The organism is uncultured Rikenella sp., assembly GCF_910579375.1.
Lineage (GTDB): Bacteria > Bacteroidota > Bacteroidia > Bacteroidales > Rikenellaceae > Rikenella.
Map to the genome: position 1 here is coordinate 1 of NZ_CAJTUJ010000236.1, position 1050 is coordinate 1050.

Consider the following 1050-nt stretch of genomic DNA (forward strand, 5'->3'; position numbering starts at 1 on the left):
CCCCGGGCTACCGCCGCAATGATACAGGCGACATGCTCGGTGTTGCCAACGGTGGTTACAATTGGTCATCCACAACCATCGGAACAGACTCATTTCACCTGAATTTCCGTATAAATTGGCTCTACGACCAACGCATCGATCATCGCGCCTTCGGTTTTCAGTTGCGTTGCCTCTCGGAATAAACGGAGACTGACACGGCCAATTGGAAGTGCGGCACGCACCGCCCGCTCGGCGGATGCGTTCGCACCACGGCGGATGGTTTTTATTACATTTCGCGCGCCAAGCCTTAAATGGGAAATCCTGCGACCCTTAAGGTCGCGCGGACCGGACGCCTCCCCCTCGGGAGGCCCGCAAACTCACTACGTTCGTTGCGTTCCGCCCGGGCGTCTGACCCGCCCCCAAAGCACAGTCAATTCTCTGCCCCAATTCTGCGAGGTTCGTCCTCGGGCACACCTTGTTAAAGTTGTTCGCCGCCAGCGGAGGCGCAACGAGCTCCGTCGAGTTGCAGCCCGCCGCGTGGGGTGGCGGCGAACTGCGCGACCCAAAGGGTCGCAAGAGCAATGCCCAAGCCCGGCCAACAGCTCAGCCCAATCCACTGCCCAAATCTCAGCCCCATGCTCGGCCCGGCGCGGTGGGAAAACCGACTACGGTTTTCCCACCCGAAGAACAGGCACAGCCCAAAACCCAGCCCAGTTTTCCGCCCCGTGTCCGCCTCACTGTGGCTACGCTGTCGCTCCGCCACATTCCCGTCGCCCGCAGCAATTCTTGCCGGATTGGCCGAGTGCCAACCGGCAGAATATGCCCATTCACGCGGGCGGGCGACGGATTTTTTGCGCACCACTCTTTTCTTTTTTCGCGCGCCTTGCGCGATTCATTCTATTTCGGCTCATCGCCGAAATGATTGAATCGCTTCTTTAGGCGGTGGCGCGCGTCTTCGCCAACAGGAGGGTACTGCGCTCGGGCCGCGCGGGCCCCACGTCCCGTGGACGGGAAATGCTTACGCATTTCCACTGGCAGCCTCTACCCCGTTCTTTGTTCGCGCGCCTGCGC

General features: G+C 60.8%; 1 protein-coding gene. It reads left to right on the plus strand.

The annotated features are described in order from the left end of the window. Positions 1-182 (plus strand): hypothetical protein (locus QZ302_RS09995; RefSeq protein ID WP_294594979.1); only part of this gene is annotated, 182 nt, incomplete at its 5' end. Positions 183-1050 lie beyond the last annotated feature (868 nt).